Genomic DNA, 20,173 nt, shown 5'->3' on the forward strand with positions numbered 1-20,173 from the left:
ATAAGACAGCCAGCCCCCGTACTTGGGAGCTGGCTGTCTTATTTCTTATCCGTAGCCGGAATTAACTTGATGGGATTTCAGATTGTTCTACGAGTTTATCAAACAGTTGTGGGTCCGTCTTTTTAAAGAATTGAAGTTGATCATCAGTTAGTTTGCACATAGTTCCTTTTTGCTGAGTCATTATAAACATTGAAAAGAATAGTTGTTTAGTTGGGGAAAAGGGTTTTAGAATCAGGTCCGTTGCTCTCCATAAATAAGTAATCCCAAATAATTCAAACCAATTAATACGTCTTCTTAAATCACTTTCTTTAATTATAGGCCATCTAACAGGATGGTCCTTGTTGCTATTAAGGTTTGAATTCAAGTGGAAAAGTCAATAAAAGCTCTGTAAGCAACGCTGTACAATCCACTGAAAACCAGTACAATTGATCCTATAAGAACATGAGATAAAGAGAGGTATTTCTCCATGACGGATACAAGTGGGAATCGCAAAGTTGATGGCTATCTAAAAAAACTCAAAACGTGGAAGGAAGAGTCCACAAAGCTGAGAGAAGTTATTCGGGATTTTGAACTGACAGAGGATATGAAGTGGATGCATCCTTGTTACATGCTGGATGGGAAAAACATCGTTTTAATTCATGGGTTCAAAGAGTACTTAGCCATTCTATTCTTCAAAGGTGCTCTACTGAAGGATACACACGGTATTTTGGTCCAGCAAACGGAGAATGTACAGGCAGAACGCCAGCTTCGCTTCACCAGTCTGGAGCAGATTGTGGAGCAGGAGGCTATGATCAAAGCCTATATCCAGCAAGCGATTGAAGTGGAACAGGCAGGATTGCAGGTGGAAATGAAAAAGACTACCGAATATAGCGTTCCTGAGGAACTTCAACAGCAATTCGATGAAAATCCTGCTTTCCGAGATGCATTTGAAGCACTGACACCCGGACGGCAGCGGGCATATCTCTATTATTTCTCACAACCGAAGCAATCCAAAACAAAAGTGTCACGAATCGAGAAGTACATGCAGCCGATCCTGGAGGGCAAAGGATTGAATGATTAATCTTATAACAATATATTTGAGGGAAATTAAGAGTGAAAACGAGTTGAAAGCCTTTCAGATATAACTTAATTTCTAACATGAATCAAAAATTTGAAAGACACTGAGGTGCCGAAAATGTGAGGGCCAAAGATGCTGAAAAGCCAGGCGTCTTTAGTCCGAACGGTGGACCTATTGATTCTCATTCGAGTATGCATAGCAACAAATCTATATGGGATAAATATATTAAACCGAAGTTGAAAAAGTAGAACTGAGCTGTCAATAATCAAAGAGGAGGGCGTGTATGGCAATATGGTTAAGGCTTTTAATCATAGTAATAATAATATTTAATGTTTCATCATTTGTATGGTTACTACTTGGTTCAACAGCCTATTTTCAACGAGAAATGGATATTGTTGGTACATTTTATTTATTAATCGTTGGTATTCCCGTTCTTTTGTTGGCTATATTATTTACTGTATTTCTCATTAAAGGAACTGTTCCAACAAGTGGAGTACACTACATTGGAATTTGTCTGGGGCTGATACTGTCATTAATACTCTCTGCCATCCTGATTCATGGTGTTAACTCCAGTGGGTGGGCAAAAGAGAAGTTAGAAAGCGATTCACCAAAGATTACGGCTGATGGTAAGTATGAATATCACATTGACTTAATTAATTTGTTTCAAAGGAACAGTAAAGCGCGTCTTTATCTAAGGAATGTAAGCACCGGAGAGGAAAAGTTTATCCCTATTAATATCCAGACACGCAAAATTAAAACTCTTGCGGTTGGTAAGGTTAACCATTGGGTATTACTTGAACCAACGGACATTGACTCTCAATATATTCTGTACACGACAAAAGACCTTGGTCGCTTGCCCGAAGAAAAATTCAAAATAGACATTTTAGCAGGAACATCAAGTGGAGTTAAATAAATTTCATCAACCACAATGCGAATAGATTTCGTGTTGTGGTTTTTCTTTCATCGGGGGGGCATGTATTTCCCACCTAGTGCCGAATGAGTTAGGTGGCAATCTTAATAACCTATAACCTTAGAATACCAGTGCCACCGATGCTTCAATTTGTTGTACGCGCTGGTACAAAACGGCCGTAGGGCGGTTCATTAACGAGGATACGTATGAAGGGAAGATTACGAATCCGTTGAGTTTGAATTTGGATACGTATGTGCAAAATAATCCGCTGATTTATGTAGACCCTAGTGGGCATAAAGTTTGGCTGATTCACGGTACTTTCTCAACCGGGGATACATGGACTCCGGATTTTGTGAAATATGTGGAAGGTCTATTTAATGAATCAAGTGAAAAGTTAAATTGGACAGGAAAGAACAGTACTGGTGCTCGTTCAAATGCGGCGGAAGAATCCATAAATAAAGTGTATGAATGGCACAGTAAAAATCCTGACGAACCTATTAGATTGGTAGGGCATAGTCACGGGGGGAATGTAGCTATCTTGTTAGCTAATCTTCTTGAGAAAAAGGGAAAGAAGGTCGAGATATTAATAACTGTAGCGAATCCAGTTAGGGAATATAAGCTTGATACAAAGGTTGGGCAACACATTCAAATGTATAACAACAGAGATTCCGTCCAAATGGATATGGGAGGAAAATGGTGGCGATTAGGGTTTGGTTCTACATCTACGAGGAAGTTTAAGGGTGCAGATAATGTGCGTGCGAAAGACGGAGAGACTGGCTCGAAAATTGAAGCACATTCTACGATGCATAGTAATGTAGACATATGGAAGAAGTGCATCGAGCCAATATTAAAATTAAAATGAAAAAGATGTTTACATGAGAGAGGAGGGTTATTTTGGCGATCTGGTTAAAATTTCTATTGATATTACTAATGATTTTTAATCTGTCATCATTCGTATGGTTTCTCCTCGGTTCTACAGCGTATTTCCAAAGAGGAATGGATATTATGGGAACAACCTATTTGTGGGGAGCTGGTATTCCTGTACTATTAATTACGATTGTATTTATTATATTTCTTTTTAAAGGATGGATTCCAACGAGCAGGGGAGATTATATTGGAATTTGTGTGTGGATGGTATTATCCACTTTACTCTCTTTCGTATTGATTCAAAGTGTGAGTACTCACGGTTGGGCAAACGAAAAGATCAGTAGTGACTCATTGAAGATTACGTCGGACGGAAAGTATGAATATCGAGTAGACTTAATCAACTTATTTCAAAAAAACAGTCATGCTAGACTTTATCTTAAAGATGTCCATTCGGGGGAGGAAATATATATATCGACTGGGATTCAGACTCGTAAGATTGTAGGACTCGTGACATCCCTTCTTCCTCCGAAAGAGTCTTGTAATGGGAAATAATTTCACATTTAGAAGAATGTCTTTTTTGATTAACGAAACATAGACGATTATATCGATTAGCTAGTAACATGCAACAAACTCATCCTAGACGCAATGGACATTATCGCGAAGCGAGCAGGAGTGCTACACATGGACACAGTAAAACAAGCAGCATATCACCTTCATTCCATGGAACAGGATCTGAACCGAAAGTTATTTGAAGTCCGACTGGAGAAGAGCATCTTGGCAAATCAAATGAGCCAGTCTACATAAAACCACCCTAACTAAAGGACAGTGCAGGATCACACAAGATGATCTTGAACTGTCTTTTTGCCTGTCCATTCATACGTTTTTCGCTCTCAATTTAGCATTGACTTTCCTCCCAAATCCCCCTAAAATTCAATTATTAAAATACTTTTAAAAACATTCATTGAATGGTTCGAAATGAACGAAAGGAGGCATATAACTTACCATGTTACCCACATCACACAACACTCAGCAGGTCAAACGTATTAACGTTGAACTGGTGAAGAATACGCTCCGGTCCATGGGCGTCGGCACGAAAGCTTCCATTGCTAACCTGACGAAACTCAGCGTAGCGACATGCGGCACGATCCTGAACGAATTACTCCAAACGGGTGAAATTATCGATCTGGGTCCAGACGAATCGAGTGGGGGAAGACCGGCGAGTCGATATCAATTCAATGCGGACTACGCCAGCGTACTGTGCCTGATTATTCGAACAGAGGGCGGAATTCACTCGATCACACATACATATGCCAATCTGAACGGAGAGATGGCGGACGAACAGACGCTCATTTTGGAAGAGATTAATGTAACGGTGGTAGAGGATCTAATTGCAAACCTGATTGAACAACACCACAATGTGCAGGCGATTGGTATCGGCATACCCGGTGTGGCACACAACGGCGTGATTGGGATTTGCGACGTACCGGAGCTGATGTATCAGCCACTCGGGCCAAGGCTTAAGGAGCAGTATGAAGACGTGGAAGTGGTCATTGGCAACGACATGAACCTGACGGTCTATGGACTGTATAACCAGCAGCAATTTGAGGAAGAGAAGAACTTTGCGGTGGTGACTTTCCCAGAGAACCATTTTCCGGGTGCAGGCTTTATCATTGATGGTCGTCCGCTGACCGGGAACACACAATTTGGGGGCGAGGTATCTTTTCTACCGTTTGGCGTGTCACGGGAAGAGCAATTGCGCATGTTGAAAACGACAGAGGGTTTGCAGGAACTCGTCGTACAGACGCTTGTGTCCATTATCGCGATCATTAACCCGGCTACGATTGTGGTTACAGGGGATACGATGGACCCGGCGATGCGGGATGACCTGACGCAAGGTTGTTTGGATCGAATGATTCCATTGGAGCACATGCCGGAGTTAATCATCCAAAGAGACACTCGGCGCGAATATGTAACTGGGCTGGTCGCGGTGACGCTGGAGAGCCTGACCTACCGCATTCAGGTGGTTGAGAAGCAGTGGTAAAGGAAAAAGGAGCTTTTACGAGTATTCTATTTTTAGGAATAAAGCTTAACCATGTTTCCTGCCTCGAATGTACAAATTATTGACACGGTAACGTAGAGGGCAGAACCAATCTGAAGAACGCCTTTATCACTGTATTTTCACCTTTAGAAAAGATTCAAAAAAATACAGGGATAACAGCGGTCGGAAGATGGTACTGCAATCGTAGTTATAACGTGCAATCATTTTCCTGAACACACTGGAGGAACTTATTTTGAATCAGCAAGCAGGTAAGCAAGGGAACAAACGAAAGTTCAACAAGCTGTACGCCATGCAACTGGCAACGATCTTTTTGGGATTTATCGTATTTGGCATATCGGAAAATATTAAGGGACCAGCCATCCCGCGCATTCAATTCGACTTCAATCTGGATGAGAAACAGCTCGGGACTTTATTGTCCCTGAACGCACTGGGGTACCTGATCGCCTGCTCCTTTACGGCTATTCTGGTTCGCAAATGGGGCATCAAGGCGGTTAGCATCATATCATTTGCATCGATGATCCTCTCGGGTGTGTTCATTTATGTGTCGCATACCTATCCACTCTTTGCTTCATCGTACTTCTTCATGTACATTGGTAACGGTATGCTGGAGATTGCTTTGGCGATTCTGGGTGCGCGGATCTTTGTGAAAAACACAGGTACGATGATGAACCTGTCCCACTTCTTCTATGGACTGAGTTCAACGGTGGCTCCTTTGCTGGCGACGGGTGTCATGTCCTTGAAAGTGTTTGGACACGAACTGGACTGGCGCGGTATGTATCTGGTGATGTTGTCACTCTGTCTGCTACCGATCATTGCGGCGCTGCGCAGCAAATTCCCGGGGGACGATCTTCCCCATGAAGATCGGACTTCACTGAAGACGTTAACACGTGATCCTGCCCTTTGGCTGATGGTGCTCATTCTTTCTTTTGGCGTGGTGTCGGAACTGGCGGTTGGGGGTTGGCTGGTTAATTTCCTGGAAAAAGCCTACACGTGGGACACGGTCAAAGCTTCCGGGTTATTATCTGCATTCTTCCTCACGTTCTCGCTGGGACGCTTGCTGCTTGGACCATTGACGGACCGGATCGGATTTGTATTGTCACTGATTATGTTCTCGGCTTTCTCGGGAGTATGTACGTTCGTGGCGCTTGCAGGGGGAGAGCGTCTTGCGATTTTCTTTGCGATATCTGGCGCGGGCATAGCGATGATCTATCCAACAGTGATGGCGTTTATCGCACGCAGATATCCGAATGGCAGTGACACCGCGATTACATTTACGGTTACCTTGATGGGGGTTGGTAGTGTCATTGGTAACTATGTGATTGGCTGGGTGATTGAAGGTGTGAAGAATTTGTACGGTTCAACGACTCAGTTGGGACTGCTGCGCGGACTTCAGGCGGGGTATGGGTTCATTGGTTTATGTGCTGTGATCTGTGCGGCATCTGGCGTAGTGTTGTATGTGTATTTGAAAAGAAGGCAGGAACTGATTTAGAAATCACGTGTTAATTTGGGAAATGAACTGCATACTCAAACCTTACTTTTTGGTTCAAGAAATAAATAGATTTAGCCCTAAGCGTTTATGCGATTAGGGCTTGATCTAAGGATCTTAATAAGTCGTTTCAATGTTTAATCGTACTTTAAGTGTCATGAGAGAGGTTCTAATACATATTTCATTATAAATTCATATTTTTATTATAGGAAATTGACAAATAATCATTTAAGGATACATGATAAGGGTATGTTAATTATAAAGGAGAGTGAACACGTGGAGAAAAAATTGGAGATTCATCCCCCCTCAATTCAAACTTTTTTAAATCATGCATACCCACTGGCGATATTAGAGAAAGATAAGGCTTTCTTAGGCTGGTTTTTCACGAACTATACTCAACTCTACACTTATAATAATAGAAAAGATCCGATAGATGACTTTAAAATAGATTTCTTCTCCCACAATGGAAAATACCCTAATATCCCTTTTTTAGAGTATTCAAACGTAAATAAAAATACAATTAATACGCTCAATAAAAATATTTTGGATATAGTTTTAGAAAATATTGACTTGAATTATTATGTAGAAGTTGGTATTGATGAATATTACTGGTCTAACAAATCAAGTTATAAGCGAAGACATTTCCATCATGATAATTTAATATATGGTTATAATAAAAACGAAAAGAAGCTGTATTATCTTGGTTACAATAAACAAATGATATTTGGTCAATACGCCATACCATTTGCAGAATTTGTTTTATCATTCACAGAAAATTCGGAATCCACTATTAAATTCATAAGAAATTTCACTTCTGAATTAACAAGTAACACTACTAGGTATGTTTATCATTTTAATTTAGAGTTTGATTTGGATATTTTTATATTGTATTTAGAAGATTTCCTAAAATCCAAAAACTCTTTCCTTACGCATAAAGGTACTAGAAACTCTGTTTTCGGACTAGCTGTATATGATGAACTACTACTTAAATTTTCTGATGACATAGAATTAAGTAAAGATATGAGATTATACAGGATAATCTGGGAACACAAGAAGATCATGAATAGAAGGATAGATTATTTAAAATCAAAAGGATATTTGAATGCTGAAGATTTTGAAGACTTATCAAAAAAATCTCTATTTCTGTGCAAAGAATGTTTGTTGTTGAAAAATTTATCATTGAAATATGCCATTACAAATAATATGAAAACTTTCTCAGCTATATTAGTAAAACTAAAGGAAATACAGTTACTTGAAAAAGAACTGGTAACCGATCTATTATTAGCTGTTACATAGTTCACTAAGATGTATTATTTCAATTGAAGAAAAATAAACCCATTGGCTCAGTTCAAGGTGTTTTGCTTTCGAATGAAAGAAGAATACATGAGGGCTACTTTCATGACATCCATAAAGTTAGGTTACTAAAATCAAGACTTTAAGTCCATAATGGCTAAAAAGGAATCCGCATATAGTGGATTTTTCTTTTTTCCCAGAACAAAAGCCCCGCTGATTCTCACGATCGGCGGGGCTTTGACATGTATTCTCATCAGTCAGTCAATGAGTAACAAGCACCTCTGACTTCCGATCTTTAAACAAGCCTATGACTCGCTTTGAGTCGTTCTTCTTTTCCAACGTTTCAAAAGCACGTACAATCCAAAAGCACCTAAGAAAACCACCGCTGCCGGAACGATATAAGGCATAACAATCTCGTCCACATGCTCCCATTGAGAGCCTAATTTGAAGCCTAAGTAGATGTACAATGAGGTGATCGGAAGCATAGCCAAAAATGTAAAGATACTGAACTTAAACACATTCATTTTCGCCATTCCACATGGGATGGAGATCACGGTCCGAATGCCGGGGACAAAACGTCCATAGAAAGCTACCCCGCTGCCATATTTCTCGAAGAATTTATCGGAAGCGTCCAGATGGTGGGGGCGAATCAAGAAATACTTGCCGAATTTTTCGACCATCGGTCTGCCGCCGTATCGTCCCAAGGCATACAACGTCAGAGGTCCAAACGTTCCGCCTACGGTACCAGCGAGTATAGCCAACCAAAGCTTCATATCCCCAAGATACACCCAATATCCCGCCATGGGCAGCACAAGTTCAGCAGGTACGAATTCAAACGACAAGGCAATGACCAGACCTGCGTATGACAAATCTTTAAAAAAGAGTATAAATTGCGTGATCCATTCTGTCATGCTTTCCCTCCATGAATCTATCTTTTTTATATATAAAAGAAACACTCCTGTACAAAGAGTAACAATAGCGAATAGAGCTTGTCAAAGTTCACATGGATGTCCATTTCAGGGCACACTGCGGCAATATGTTTACCCGTACATAAGGGTTGCATGGATTCATTGACACTTCATACGGAAGTGGATACCGAAGCAATGATATAATGCTCTGAAAATGCTTCCAATTATAGTATGATAAGACTATCACTAGCTTCTTCACCATCCTGTACATAAAGAGAAGGAGATCAGAACATGACCGTAACTTCGATTATTGATCAAATCCATATTATTGAATACGACCCCTCTTACGCTGCCGCACTCGCGGATATGTGGAACCGTAGTAATGAAAGCTGGGGTGGCGGCACCAACCTTAGAACAGAGGAAACCGTTCGCCGGGAGATGGAGAGTTCGTCCAATCTTTATGCATTTCTAGCTGTTCATGAGAAAGAGGTTGTTGGCTTCTGTAGTTTTGCTCATTACCGCTATGACGAGAGAGCGCTATATGTACCGCTGCTTAACGTACGCCCCGACTATCACGGTTATAAAGTTGGACGTAATCTGATCTTGAATGCTGTGCGCAAGACCGTGGAGGCCGGATGGCCTCGCCTGGATCTGTTCACATGGGCAGGCAACACAAAGGCTGTACCGATGTACAAGAAATGCGGATTCTTCTGGGAGAAAAAAGATGATAATGTGCATCTGATGAATTTCATCCCTACCATTTTGCAGACCGAAGCAATCGCTCCTTATTTTGAGGAGTTGGATTGGTATGCAGACAGCACGCGTGAACTCGTGGTCGAGCCGGATGGCCGACGGGAGCGCGGTTTTGATTTCTTTGACTACACGTGGAAAAAGGGAGATGTTTCCCTGCGGGCTGAATTTGAAAAGTCGGGTCGCGGGCTGACTGCCCTCGAAACACCAGATTACGAAATCTCAACAGAAGTTGATGATCATGATCTGGTATTCGGTTCCAGCTATAAGGTTCGCTATCGCATTAAGAACAATTCTGCGTCCGAACTGGCGGTTGAGATCAAGGGTGAGGATAACAAAAACATTCGATTTGCGCTGGACATTGCACAAGCAGTCGCTCCGGGAGAAACCATCATCGTGGAAGGTGAGTTTCACCTTGATCCAATTACAGAGGAACAGAATAACAATAAGACTCATCCCGTGGTTGTCAGCACATGGTTGATCGGCGGTAAGAAAGCGGAGTTCAGGTTAGGTATTGCCCCGAAATTCCCGGCCAAAATCAAGACCGTTTTGCCTGTGAAGGAGCTCTATCCAGGCGTCTCGGCTGAGTTGGTTCTGAACGTGGAAAATAATGTGGATGCAGAAACGGAGTTCAGCTTGGACCTGCCTGAGGATGAATTCCTGGAATGGGCGGAGCGTTCGGTGCGCTTTACGGTGCCAGCCAAAGGTAAGATGTCTGTGCCAGTGCCTTTCACCTTGCGTTCGTATGGTCTCTATTCCCAAGAAGTTGAAGTGACGGCTGTCCCAGTGGGGAACCATGCGATCTCTTTTACAAGTAAACTTTCTGTACTGATGAAGGGAATCGAAGGGAAATATGGCGGGCAGATTGAGGATCAATGGGTGGCTGTGAATGGCGCATTCTCGCTCCATATGAACAAACATGATAATGTCATGTGGATTGAATATCCGGGCTCCCGTCATTCGTTCTGGTGGACTTATCCGAAGCTGGGTAAGCCGTTTGCCGAAGAGTTATCCAAGAAACAAGCAAAAGAAGTGAATATTTATCCCGAAGGGGAACGTCAGGTTCTTGAAGCACTGTATGACTCGGAGGATTTCCCTGGCTTGCAGATTAAGTCTGTGGTCAAGTTGTCTGCGAATGGAATCGCCGAATTCCACCATGAGGTTGAAAATACACGAGGTACCGCTTGGGAAGAAGACCTGTTTCTAATGAACAACTTTGGGTTCTATGGTAGCAGGTTAATCCTTCCTTATCAGGGGCGCTTCGTGGATATGGGGGATTCTTACGCTGGCGATCCGAGCCATTGGGACAGCGCCCAAATCACGGAGAACTGGCTGTTCTGTAAGGAGGAGTATGGTGCCAGCGGTATCTATTGGGACCCTTCTCTGAAGTTGCTTCGCCCGGAATACACGCTGGGGTTTCAGCATGAGCTTGGCCGTATTCCCGCAGGAGCCGTTGTGCGGACAAAAGCAACTGTATATGCTTTGAACACGTTTGCCAAATGGTCGGATTTTCGTGCGTTTGCACGAAAGCAGCGTAATCGGATCATTCCGTTGCTGGACAGTCATCTGGATCTGACACTGAGTGAGGGGAATCCATTTGCCCCGGATGTGCTGCAAGCAACGTTGACTGAACATAAACTGGTTCCGCTTGCGGGCAAGCTGGAGCTGTATGTACAGCAGGGTGGTAAACCGGAGGTTAGGGCCAATGCGAAGGAATTCAATCCGGAGCAGAATCTAAACTCCGCCAAGCTGACATTTTCACCAGACGAAGCTGACCGCCACCAGCACGTGAGAGGTTGGAAAGTTCATGGGCTATACCGGGGCGAAGATCGGATTCAGGAGCGAACTGCCCTTTGGTTCCCGCAGAGCGGAACAGAGGTGAAGCAGATGATTGAAGAAGGTTCATCTGGACCTTTGTACAGCGTAGACAATGGGGTGTTGTCGATCGCTGTTGCTCCTGAATTCGGGAGTGTAGTACACTCCCTGAAATATGCAGGAGAAGAATGGCTGGATAGCTCGTACCCTGAACCGGCTCCACGCTCGTGGTGGAATCCGTGGTACGGCGGACTGGGTGTTGGGGTTCCAGGCATGAATGGTTTCAGCCGCCAGTTGGAACAAAGAGCCGCTTCCTGGACAGAGCAGAAGGATCAATACGGCAACGTCTGGAAGGGTATAAAGCTGACCACCCGGATTGAGAAGCATGAAGCGAATCGGGGACTCACGATCCACCAGCATTATCTGATGCTGCCGGGTGTTCCTGTACTCTGCACGTTACTTGCCGTGACAAACGAAAGCGGCCTGACGCTGACGGATTACTCGCTTGCGGAGGAGCGTTTCCTCCAGCCTTCATCTGTATTTGCGGAAGGTTGGATAGAGCAACCGGGTAAAGATCGATTCCCGCTGGGCAAGGTGGATGTGGGCCTGCCACTTGAAGACCTTTTGCGAGTAGGATCGGTTTCGCGTGAAAACATGCTACATGCGGTCCATCGTTACCCGAATCAGAGTGCGTGGGGGTTTGCTAATAATCAGGTGACGGGTCTGAACGTGAATCATCATCTGACAATCCAGCAGGGGGAGACGATCTGGACGGAGCCAACATATCTGGTTCTGGGACAGATCCCGCTGAGTTCAGCGGATGTGCATGACCTTCTCAAACTGAATTTTGTAACTTCTACCGATGAAAAGGAGGCTGCACATGTCGATCATTGATATTCACATTCATCTGTCGGACATCGACAGCTTTCACCGAACAGCGATCGATCTGTCTAAAGTGGATTACTCTGCCGCTGGTCTTAAAGCGGAGTTTGATAAAAACGACGTCATTATGGGTATCGGAATGGGGGTTACGGAGCAGACGAAGGGAGCGTTCCCGGATTCCAGTTCCCCTAACCCGATGGGACTTGATCTGGAAGAGAAGGTCCCATCATTCCTCATGGAATGTGTGGGGATCAATCCCAATGCGCTAGATGGTAAAAACGCTCAGGACGAGCTTGATCGGATTGAAGCAAGACTGCAATCCCCTGAAGTAGCCGGAATCAAACTCTATGCCGGATACTATCATCACTATGTGTATGACAAAATCTATACTCCGGTCTATGAACTCGCAGCCAAGTACAACCTGCCTGTCGTGATTCATACGGGTGACACGTACTCCATGAATGGATTACTCAAATATTCGCATCCGTTGACGGTGGATGAATTAGCCTTGCAGCAGCGTGGTGTGAACTTCATGATCTGTCATCTGGGTGATCCCTGGGTGATGGATGCAGCTGAAGTGGTGGCGAAGAATCCTAACGTGTATGCGGATTTGTCTGGTCTTGTGGTGGGGGATCGGCCCCATTTTGAACGGTTCATGAACGAGCCTTTGTTCATGGATCATTTCCGCCGGGCCTTGGTCTATTCGGATCATTACGAGAAAATGCTGTTTGGCACCGACTGGCCGCTTGCACCAATCGATCTGTATGCCGAATTTGTCCGCCGACTTGTACCGGAACAGCATCATGATAAAGTCTTCTATGAGAATGCCTTCGGGCTGTTTCCGCGTATTGGACAGCGGATTGTCGATCTGGGGTAGAACCTAAGTACCGAATTATTAATATCTGAGGGGACGTATAGCATGCCTGTCATGAAAGCATGAATCATGTGATGTTCATGCTTAATCCCTGTCACGTAAGCTCCTGCCACTTTGCTGGCAGGAGCTTTTTTGTCCAGGAGAACAAGGCATTCATCGTACGTCTAATCTGATGAGGGATTAGGAGAACAAAGGTTGAGTCACCATTTTTATATACCTTTTTAAGTCGTTTTCTGCATGTGGGTATTGTTCCCAAACCCCAAGGTTCCAACTCATATAACGGATGCCGAGATATCGGGATGCCAGAGAGAAGTACTTCTCGAATTGATGTTGTGAAATATCGTATCCGTGAGAACTTAGGGACTCCCGATAGATATCAACTTGTTTCAAATGTGTACAGCGCAGAGGGATATCAAAGAACAGGGAGCCATACCTTGCTTCCTCCCAATCGATAAAATAAACATCCTCATTGTTGTGTACCAATACATTGCCAGGATTCAGATCATTATGAATCATCGTATGTGTGTGCTCATCTTCGATGAGAATTTCAAGATCATCTACAATATGATCTGCTACAGCTTCAATTTCCGAAATGAGCGGTGATCCGAATTCCTCAATGAATGATGGACGTTCTATGGCGGTGTTCCACAACGGTCTCCAGCGTCTTTCCATCATTTCGATGATATGAGATCGATCCACAATAGGTATCCATGGCAGTTCTTTTTTCGACCCCATATTCGTTCCATGTATGTAGGCCAGTGCTTGTAATTCTTTATTCTGAAGCAGGTCTATATCCAGATGACTATAATTGGTTTGGTAGTCCACATCCTGAATGCAGATCAGACTGCGATCTTGAGTATGAGGTTCATTCGAAAGATGATAGGGTACATTGGCTCCCTGTAAAAATAATCTGGACAAGGCGGAGCGTTCAATGAATGTGGCCTTCTTTGTTACGAAAGAAATATCCCTTTTCACACCATTTATAAGGAATTCAATATGATGTCGAAGCAATTCAACGGCTTGAGATCCGGCACCGATTGGGTTACTTTTGATACTTAGAATGTGAATATCCGAGGATACATATTGATTAATGGTTTGTTTTATTAATTGTTGTAATTTGACAGACTCCATACTCATCTGTTGTCTCCTTCTTGCCTGTATTTGTTTTTACGAATAAAGAGAACTATAATGGTGGATGCACAAAATTTCAGATTTCTTTGGAGGAACATACGTTATGAGATCTTTTCAGTTTTATAATCCGACCCGGCTGATTTTTGGCAAAGGGCAACTTCAAGCACTACAAACCGAAGTTCCAAAATACGGAAAACGTATTTTGCTTGTATATGGTGGTGGAAGCATCAAACGTAGCGGGCTGTACGATCAGGTAATCAGCCAGTTGAATGAGATCGGAGCAGAGGTTACGGAACTGGCTGGTGTGGAACCGAACCCTCGTCTGTCTACGGTTCATAAGGGTGTAGAACTATGCAGAACACATAACATTGATCTGGTTCTTGCGGTTGGCGGCGGCAGTGTGCTTGACTGCGGGAAAGCCATCGCAGTAGGAGCCAAATACGATGGAGACATGTGGGATGTTGTTGTGCGCGAAGCAACCCCAGAAGGCGGCCTTCCACTGGGGACAATTCTAACGATGGCAGCGACAGGCTCCGAGATGAACAACGGTTCAGTAATAACCAATCAGGACACGCAGGAAAAATGGGCATGGTTCAGCGAGTATTCTTTCCCGGCGTTCTCCATTCTTGATCCGGAGTACACATACACCGTACCACTGGATCAGACTGTATACGGCATGGTGGACATGATGTCTCATGTGTTTGAACATTATTTCCATCTGGATACGAATACACCAGTTCAGCTTGGATTCTGTGAGACGATTCTTCGTACCGTCATCGGTACAGCCCCTCGCCTGATCAAAGATCCGGAAAACTATGAACTGCGCGAAACCATTCTCTACTGTGGAACAATGGCGCTTAACGATGTCCTGAATATGGGTCTTGCCGGAGATTGGGCTTCTCACAATATAGAACATGCCGTATCGGCTGTGTATGACATTCCTCATGGGGGAGGTCTTGCAATCCTCTTCCCACACTGGATGAAGCATAATCTGGATGTGGATGTAGATCGATTCAAACGTATGGCCATTAATGTATTTGATATTAATCCTACTGGAAAGTCGGACAAACAAGTTGCTGAAGAAGGCATTGAAGCGCTGCGTACATTCTGGACTTCGATTGGTGCCCCTAGCCGTCTGGCGGACTATGACATCGACGACAGTCAGATTGATGTAATGGCTGATAAAGCGATGCGATTTGGTCCGTTCGGATTCTTCAAAAACTTGCAGCGTGAAGATGTAGTACAAATTTATCAAGCTGCACTGTAATTGTAAATCTCACAATCACTTTGTATAATGAGTCACATTAAACAAGGACCTTCCTGTAATACATAGGAACGTCCTTGTTTTTTTATTATGACATCATATCTTATGCGCTCCACCGTGTATCTGGACTTCAATATCATGTGATCTCCTTTTCGAATTAATTCTTCGGTTCAACTACGGCTTCATTGACAGGAGTATCCTTTCGTTTCAGATACATCTTGCTTGGACGATGCAAGAGCACGATGAGCAGGGCGAAGAGATGAATCAGGGTGAAGAGGTTACTCTCATTCGGAATGGCAACGAATAGCGCCAGACTCAGAAACGTCACGGTGAGCTTGAACTTTCTTTTGGTGATGAATATAACAGCAAGCAGGCTGGGACCGATGATAAACAACATTCTGGCTAAGATTACGCCAGAGGCGTAAGCCAGATCATCTCCTTTGCGTAAGAAACCCAGATAGGCCTCCATGTTCTGGTTGAAGTCAATGAGGAACACGATAAAGGACACAATCACGTAGATCAGTTTTACACTCAATAAAATGCGCACGACATTTAATAGCGTAGGTAATGCTGTTTTTGCCATATCACTTCTCCTATTCGACATTTAATAAAGTAGGCATTTTTGGATTCAATGCGTTGTCCCTCTTCCTGCACGATATGTATTTCATATATTATACGATGTTGATGTCATATTTTGTATTAACCCAAAGTCTTCATTTTCCAATCGTTTGCAGTGGCCTTTGACCTAGTATAACTGGCGAAACAGCTTACAGATTATTTGATATCGACCGATATAAAGTAGATACATAGAATTTGGACTTCATAATGATGAAAATGAAAATGGATGGTGAATGTAATCATGGTATTTAGCAAGGCAAGAGAACGCATGCGCAACATGTCGTTCAGAGTCAAACTGCCACTTATGATCAGTCTGCTGGTGTGTATCGTACTGGCGGTAACTGCAGTAGTATCCTACACTGTAGCGGCTGTCATCACACTCGACAAAAGCAAAGATGAGATTAAAGCAACCTCGGACCGGGTGGGGGCAGGTCTGTATGCTTCACTAAGTTTGGAAGAACAATCCACCTTTCTGATCACAACACATCGGACCTTCCAGGATCTGCTGGAGATTCGGAATACGGATGGACAGGAAGGGGAGAATTTTTTCTCGGAAAACAATGAACTGCTGGATAAGGCAAGTGGTATTCTCGCGGACAGTCTGGCAGGTATGGAAGGTAACAACAGTCTGATTTTGTTGGATCGAAATGGCATTATTATTGCAGCGAATGATCCGGCAGTTATCAAGGCAGAACGCGGAGATCGGGCATATTTCCAAGAAGCAATTCAGGGTAAAAACGTGATTAGTGAAGGGATTGTAGCCAAGTCCTCAGGACAACTAGGTACGGCTTTTGCCATGCCAATCTACAATGAGAGTCAAGAAGTACAGGGAGTGCTCGTATCAGCGGCATCCACCTCGTTCTTCGTTAATCAGCTACAAAATATCAATATAAATGATGAGGGAAAAGTGATCATTCTGGACCGTGTAGGTACGGTTATCTACGATTCAGCGGATGAGAAGTTGGCAGGCCAGAAGATGGAGTCCGGCGAATACCAATCATTGATAGATCTGGCTCCTGGCGCTGAACTACAGCAAGGGGATATTAGCACAGATGAGAAAGTGGCGTATTACTCCAAAATACCAAGATCAGACTGGACCGTCGTTGTTGAAGATAAACTGAGTGATGTGCAGAAACCTTTGCGTGCGATGGCAAAACAGATGTATATTGTTCTGTTTAGTGCTATTGCGGTTTCCGTCGTAGCGGGTATTCTGATCTCTTTGCTGGTAACCAGACCAATTACCAGACTAACTGTGTTGTTCAGACAGCTTGCTGACGGCGATCTGACGGTGCAGGCTCAAGGTAAATATAGCGGAGAATTCAAACAATTGGTGGACAGCTTCAATACCATGGCAGCAGGCAATAAACAGCTGATCTCCAGCATGAACCATTCCATCGGCATCCTGAAAACAAGTACATCCGAGCTGGAACAGTCCACTCAGCAAACTTCGACCACGATTGCCGAAACAACGACAACAGCATTTGAGATTTCACGAGCGATGGAGTCCCAGGCGAACGATACGGAAGCCATTGTGGACAAATTCATGAATGTTGGTAACAAGATTGCCAATGTGAATGGAATGTCGCAGGCAGTGAAGTTCAAGGCAGATGAAATTACGGATGCATTCAAAAATAATCATGAAGTTATTGATGCACTCATTGCGGTGAACGGCCAGAACGAGATTGAAGTTGGCAACATCTCCAAAATTACAGTGCAACTCGCCGAAAGCTCCTCGGGCATTCACCAGATTACAGGTACGATTGCCGAAATCGCAAATCAGACGAAATTACTTGCGTTGAATGCTTCGATCGAGGCGGCGAGAGCTGGTGATCAGGGACGTGGCTTCGCAGTCGTTGCTTCTGAGATTCGCAAGCTGGCAGAGCAGACGACAGCTCAATCGGAGGATATCAACCGAATTGTGATGCAGACCATTGATCACGTGGAGCAGAATAACCGAAGTGTTCAGGCTATTGAAGCGATTGCGGAACAGCATAAGAGCAGTGTTAGCCAGACCAAGGAGACATTCAATTTTGTCACCGAGAATATGAATGAGATGATGAGCCAGGTTCAGGCTATTGCCACGGAGATCGAATCCATTGAACGTGATAAGGATGACGTCATTGGAGCTGCACAGAACTTGTCCGCTTCGGGTGAAGAGGTGTCGGCTTCTGTTGAGGAAGTCACAGCAACAATGCAGGAACAGTCCGGCATGACGGAACATTTGACAGATATGGTGCAGAGAATCGATGGACTGACCAAACAACTGGCCGAAGAAGCATCTCGCTTTAAAACAAAATAGGAATACGAAAAGAAACCCGTTTTTCAAAAGAAAACCGGGTTTCTAGAACAAAAAGAGCACCTGTACCCATCTATGGCTACAGGTGCTCTTTGGTGATGTGTTACTCTCCTCGAATGGAAGGCGCATACGCCAGCACTTCCATTTCAATTAAATAAGGGCCTAACCCGCTGAATACGGTAATACGGGCGGGATAGGGCTGTTTAATCATCTGCGCATACACTTCGTTGTATTCGGGCTGATCCTCGACTCTGGCCAGATGAGTGGTTACCTTCACAATATGATCAAGTGTAAGTCCGGCTTCTTGCAGGATCACCTCAATATTACGAATGCACTGCTCAGTCTGCTCCTTAATGCCGCCGATAGGCTCAAGCGTCTGTGGATCAACGCCTACCTGACCTGCGACGTAGAGGAAATCTCCTGCGCGGACAGCATGGGAGAAAGGAAGCGGGAACTTGGGTGCTGCACTTGCATGTATGATGGTAGACATCGTAGCTGTCATTCCTTTCCTAATGAGTGTGTATGATTGGTGTTAACTGATGCCAGTTCGTAGCCTGCTGATAATGATGAGCAATGGACAACAAGCGGTCTTCTCTCATGAGTGGACCGGCAAGTTGCATGCCGATAGGCAATGGCTTCCCTGAGGTGGTATCAAACCCGATGGGTACGGTGATGGACGGTAGTCCTGTATTAGTAAACGGTCCGTTAAAAATCGGGCTCCCCGTCTTATAGCCATGTGGGGCCACATAGGGTGTTGATGGAGTCAATAACACATCCACTTCATCGAAAAGCATCATCATCTCGCTCCGGAATATCGTTCGGATGCGTTGTGCCTGCAAATAATCAACGGCACTCGTCTGGTAACCGAGTTCAAGCTGCTCCCGCATCGTGTGGCCGTAACGATCAGAGGCTTCCGCGAAGCGTTCCTGATGGAAGGCGGCAGCTTCTGCCCGCATAACCGTACGATGAGCAGCCATGGTCTCTTCCATATAAGAAGGCAGGTCAACTTTCTTCCATTGCATGCCCAGCTTCTCAAGCACAGCGATGGCCGACTCTACCGCTAACAAGATCGCCGGTTCATCGGTTTGGAAGAAGCTGCTCGGTAGCCCGACCATCATTTCTGAAATAGGATGCTCAAGAGCATTTGTTAAATCTGGCTTGCCATGAGGGAGCGTGAAGGGGTCAAGCTCATCTTGCCCGGCCATTGCTTCCAGAACGATTGCGTTATCTTGTGCCGATCGAGTGAAGGCGCCAATATGATCCAGGCTCCAACTGGCTGTGATGACACCATTACGGCTAACCCTGCCGTAAGTGGGTTTCATACAGGTTAATCCGTTGTAAGCTGCGGGTCTAAGCAGAGATCCAAAGGTCTGTGTTCCGAGTGTGAAGGAAGCCATGCCAGCCGCTACTGCAGCGGCAGAGCCGGAGCTGGAACCGCCTGGGGTATGTTCTAAATTCCATGGGTTGCGGGTTGGCGGTTCTCCTCCCTGAAAGGCGTATTCCGTCGTTGTTGTCTTGCCGAGCAGGATAGCACCTGCAGCTTGCAACTTATTAATTACAGTTGCATTCGTTCCAGGTACGAAGTCTGGAAAGGTACTTGATCCAGCCGAGGTGCGTATGCCAGCGGTATGGATAATGTCTTTGGCTCCATAGGGAATACCATGCAGAGGACCGAGATATTCGCCATTCATCAGTTTTTGTTCAGACTCTCTTGCGGCCTGCAAAGCCTGTTCGGCGGTGACTGTAACGAAGGCTTGCACAGCAGGCTCTACTTTCTCAATGCGATTCAAATAGGATTTTGTAAGCTCGACAGGCGATATCAACTTATTTTTAATCAGTGTTGCGGCTTCAGCAATCGTCAGCTCGTTAAGTGGTTTCGTAATCATCGCAGAGGCACGCTCCTATGCGGGGGATTGGGCCCTACTTCTTCTGGCAACTTGAAGTTTCGAATCAGCTCCAAGTC

General features: G+C 44.4%; 17 protein-coding genes and 1 pseudogene. 13 read left to right on the top strand and 5 right to left on the bottom strand.

Annotated elements, in window-relative coordinates; all coding sequences use genetic code 11:
- Window positions 1-466: 466 nt before the first annotated feature.
- The 9 genes and pseudogenes from MHI01_RS26285 to MHI01_RS26320 all read left to right on the top strand — a co-directional run bounded on the left by MHI01_RS26285 (window position 467) and on the right by MHI01_RS26320 (window position 7,675).
- Window positions 467-1,060 carry a YdeI/OmpD-associated family protein gene (locus MHI01_RS26285; RefSeq protein WP_340984462.1) on the top strand — a complete coding sequence of 198 codons (594 nt, stop codon included), beginning with the start codon at window positions 467-469 and terminating at the stop codon, window positions 1,058-1,060.
- Window positions 1,061-1,340: 280 nt separating this feature from the next.
- A complete protein-coding gene (locus MHI01_RS26290; RefSeq protein ID WP_282320521.1) occupies window positions 1,341-1,970 on the top strand; it encodes a hypothetical protein in 630 nt (209 codons plus the stop codon).
- A gap of 154 nt (window positions 1,971-2,124) precedes the next feature.
- Window positions 2,125-2,262: pseudogene (locus tag MHI01_RS31035) on the top strand (RHS repeat-associated core domain-containing protein); the annotation flags it as partial.
- A 12-nt stretch (window positions 2,263-2,274) separates the two neighbouring features.
- The gene (locus MHI01_RS26295) at window positions 2,275-2,829 is read left to right on the top strand and encodes a PGAP1-like alpha/beta domain-containing protein (RefSeq protein ID WP_445744933.1); all 555 of its coding nucleotides are present in this window, start codon (window positions 2,275-2,277) and stop codon (window positions 2,827-2,829) included.
- A 32-nt stretch (window positions 2,830-2,861) separates the two neighbouring features.
- Entirely contained in the window at window positions 2,862-3,386 is a 525-nt protein-coding gene (locus tag MHI01_RS26300) for a hypothetical protein (RefSeq protein WP_340984463.1), read from the top strand.
- A 129-nt stretch (window positions 3,387-3,515) separates the two neighbouring features.
- A complete protein-coding gene (locus MHI01_RS31040; RefSeq protein ID WP_445744912.1) occupies window positions 3,516-3,638 on the top strand; it encodes a hypothetical protein in 123 nt (40 codons plus the stop codon).
- A 199-nt stretch (window positions 3,639-3,837) separates the two neighbouring features.
- A complete protein-coding gene (locus MHI01_RS26310; protein WP_036674363.1) occupies window positions 3,838-4,875 on the top strand; it encodes an ROK family protein in 1,038 nt (345 codons plus the stop codon).
- Window positions 4,876-5,182: 307 nt separating this feature from the next.
- Window positions 5,183-6,382, top strand: coding sequence for an MFS transporter (locus tag MHI01_RS26315; protein WP_340984912.1), 1,200 nt, complete (start codon window positions 5,183-5,185; stop codon window positions 6,380-6,382).
- Window positions 6,383-6,655: 273 nt separating this feature from the next.
- Window positions 6,656-7,675, top strand: a complete 1,020-nt coding sequence (locus MHI01_RS26320) for a hypothetical protein (RefSeq protein WP_340984464.1) — start codon at window positions 6,656-6,658, stop codon at window positions 7,673-7,675.
- 302 nt (window positions 7,676-7,977) lie between these two features.
- On the opposite strand, the gene MHI01_RS26325 is transcribed toward MHI01_RS26320, so the two are convergent.
- The gene (locus MHI01_RS26325) at window positions 7,978-8,583 is read right to left on the bottom strand and encodes a DedA family protein (RefSeq protein ID WP_340984465.1); all 606 of its coding nucleotides are present in this window, start codon (window positions 8,581-8,583) and stop codon (window positions 7,978-7,980) included.
- A 288-nt stretch (window positions 8,584-8,871) separates the two neighbouring features.
- On the opposite strand from MHI01_RS26325, the gene MHI01_RS26330 reads away from it, so the two are divergent.
- Entirely contained in the window at window positions 8,872-12,039 is a 3,168-nt protein-coding gene (locus tag MHI01_RS26330; RefSeq protein ID WP_340984466.1) for a GNAT family N-acetyltransferase, read from the top strand.
- Complete coding sequence (locus tag MHI01_RS26335; RefSeq protein ID WP_340984467.1) at window positions 12,026-12,904, top strand: amidohydrolase family protein; 879 nt, start codon at window positions 12,026-12,028, stop codon at window positions 12,902-12,904. The genes MHI01_RS26330 and MHI01_RS26335 overlap by 14 nt, the downstream gene beginning before the upstream one ends.
- A 177-nt stretch (window positions 12,905-13,081) precedes the next feature.
- Here the strand turns inward: MHI01_RS26335 and MHI01_RS26340 are convergent, their stop codons facing one another.
- Window positions 13,082-14,038, bottom strand: coding sequence for a phosphotransferase family protein (locus MHI01_RS26340; protein ID WP_339186193.1), 957 nt, complete (start codon window positions 14,036-14,038; stop codon window positions 13,082-13,084).
- Window positions 14,039-14,135: 97 nt separating this feature from the next.
- Between MHI01_RS26340 and MHI01_RS26345 the strand changes: the two genes are divergently transcribed.
- Window positions 14,136-15,299 carry an iron-containing alcohol dehydrogenase gene (locus tag MHI01_RS26345; protein ID WP_340984468.1) on the top strand — a complete coding sequence of 388 codons (1,164 nt, stop codon included), beginning with the start codon at window positions 14,136-14,138 and terminating at the stop codon, window positions 15,297-15,299.
- A gap of 154 nt (window positions 15,300-15,453) precedes the next feature.
- Here MHI01_RS26345 and MHI01_RS26350 read toward each other — a convergent pair whose 3' ends face one another.
- Window positions 15,454-15,879, bottom strand: coding sequence for a hypothetical protein (locus tag MHI01_RS26350; protein WP_340934921.1), 426 nt, complete (start codon window positions 15,877-15,879; stop codon window positions 15,454-15,456).
- A 276-nt stretch (window positions 15,880-16,155) separates the two neighbouring features.
- Between MHI01_RS26350 and MHI01_RS26355 the strand changes: the two genes are divergently transcribed.
- Complete coding sequence (locus tag MHI01_RS26355) at window positions 16,156-18,213, top strand: methyl-accepting chemotaxis protein (protein ID WP_340984469.1); 2,058 nt, start codon at window positions 16,156-16,158, stop codon at window positions 18,211-18,213.
- 100 nt (window positions 18,214-18,313) lie between these two features.
- On the opposite strand, the gene MHI01_RS26360 is transcribed toward MHI01_RS26355, so the two are convergent.
- Window positions 18,314-18,700, bottom strand: coding sequence for a RidA family protein (locus MHI01_RS26360; protein ID WP_340984470.1), 387 nt, complete (start codon window positions 18,698-18,700; stop codon window positions 18,314-18,316).
- 19 nt (window positions 18,701-18,719) lie between these two features.
- On the bottom strand, window positions 18,720-20,096 hold the full coding sequence (locus MHI01_RS26365) for an amidase (RefSeq protein WP_340984471.1): 1,377 nt from the start codon (window positions 20,094-20,096) through the stop codon (window positions 18,720-18,722).
- Between the last annotated feature and the right edge of the window lie 77 nt (window positions 20,097-20,173).

It is taken from the genome of Paenibacillus sp. FSL M7-0656, assembly GCF_038003225.1.
Classification (GTDB): Bacteria; Bacillota; Bacilli; order Paenibacillales; family Paenibacillaceae; genus Paenibacillus; species Paenibacillus amylolyticus.

Bases quoted from the DNA above. Each gene is read 5' to 3' on its own strand.
- MHI01_RS26285 (WP_340984462.1), top strand. From the start codon at position 467: ATGACGGATACAAGTGGGAATCGCAAAGTTGATGGCTATCTAAAAAAA.
- MHI01_RS26290 (WP_282320521.1), top strand. From the start codon at position 1,341: ATGGCAATATGGTTAAGGCTTTTAATCATAGTAATAATAATATTTAAT.
- MHI01_RS31040 (WP_445744912.1), top strand. From the start codon at position 3,516: ATGGACACAGTAAAACAAGCAGCATATCACCTTCATTCCATGGAACAG.
- MHI01_RS26310 (WP_036674363.1), top strand. From the start codon at position 3,838: ATGTTACCCACATCACACAACACTCAGCAGGTCAAACGTATTAACGTT.
- MHI01_RS26315 (WP_340984912.1), top strand. From the start codon at position 5,183: ATGCAACTGGCAACGATCTTTTTGGGATTTATCGTATTTGGCATATCG.
- MHI01_RS26325 (WP_340984465.1), bottom strand. From the start codon at position 8,583: ATGACAGAATGGATCACGCAATTTATACTCTTTTTTAAAGATTTGTCA.
- MHI01_RS26330 (WP_340984466.1), top strand. From the start codon at position 8,872: ATGACCGTAACTTCGATTATTGATCAAATCCATATTATTGAATACGAC.
- MHI01_RS26335 (WP_340984467.1), top strand. From the start codon at position 12,026: ATGTCGATCATTGATATTCACATTCATCTGTCGGACATCGACAGCTTT.
- MHI01_RS26340 (WP_339186193.1), bottom strand. From the start codon at position 14,038: ATGAGTATGGAGTCTGTCAAATTACAACAATTAATAAAACAAACCATT.
- MHI01_RS26345 (WP_340984468.1), top strand. From the start codon at position 14,136: ATGAGATCTTTTCAGTTTTATAATCCGACCCGGCTGATTTTTGGCAAA.
- MHI01_RS26350 (WP_340934921.1), bottom strand. From the start codon at position 15,879: ATGGCAAAAACAGCATTACCTACGCTATTAAATGTCGTGCGCATTTTA.
- MHI01_RS26355 (WP_340984469.1), top strand. From the start codon at position 16,156: ATGGTATTTAGCAAGGCAAGAGAACGCATGCGCAACATGTCGTTCAGA.
- MHI01_RS26360 (WP_340984470.1), bottom strand. From the start codon at position 18,700: ATGTCTACCATCATACATGCAAGTGCAGCACCCAAGTTCCCGCTTCCT.
- MHI01_RS26365 (WP_340984471.1), bottom strand. From the start codon at position 20,096: ATGATTACGAAACCACTTAACGAGCTGACGATTGCTGAAGCCGCAACA.